This window comes from Streptomyces sp. S6, assembly GCF_054880855.1.
This window is the reverse complement of record NZ_JBTYMC010000737.1, coordinates 1-583: the sequence shown is the minus strand read 5'-3', so window position 1 is coordinate 583 and position 583 is coordinate 1. Positions and strand designations below refer to the sequence as shown.

The 583-nt window shown below is 75.8% G+C and carries 1 protein-coding gene; it reads left to right on the top strand.

Going from position 1 to position 583, the window contains the following annotated elements; translation table 11 throughout:
- On the top strand, nucleotides 1-583 hold a 583-nt coding region (locus ACVNF4_RS36780; protein WP_461807142.1), incomplete at both ends, for an acyltransferase domain-containing protein.

Below are 583 nucleotides of genomic sequence, written 5' to 3'. Positions count from 1 at the left end.
GCACCACCCCCGAGGAACTCCGCGCCGGCCTCGACGCCCTCGCCCACGGCCGCCCGCACCCCCACGCCGTGCGCGCCACCGCCAAGGCACACGGCAAGCTCGCGTTCCTCCTCACCGGCCAGGGCGCCCAACACGCCCGCATGGGCGGCGAACTGTACGCCGCGCACCCCGTGTTCGCCGAGGCGTTCGACGCCGTCCGCACCCGCCTCGACCCACTCCTCGAACGGCCCCTGAACGAGGCCCTGGACTCCGAGGACCTCCTCGGGCGCACCGCGTTCACGCAGCCCGCGCTGTTCGCCGTGGAGGTCGCCCTCTTCCGGCTCCTCGAACACTGGGGGATCACCCCCGACCTGCTGCTGGGCCACTCCGTCGGCGAGATCGCCGCAGCGCACGTCGCCGGGGTGCTCTCCCTCGACGACGCCTGCACCCTGGTCGCCGCCCGCGCCGGCCTCATGCAGGCGCTGCCCGAGGGCGGCGCGATGCTCGCCGTCGAGCTGCCCGAGGACGAGGTGCCCGAGCTGCTGGAGGCCGCCGGGACCAGCACCCTGCTCGCCGTCGCCGCCGTCAACGGGCCGCGCGCCAC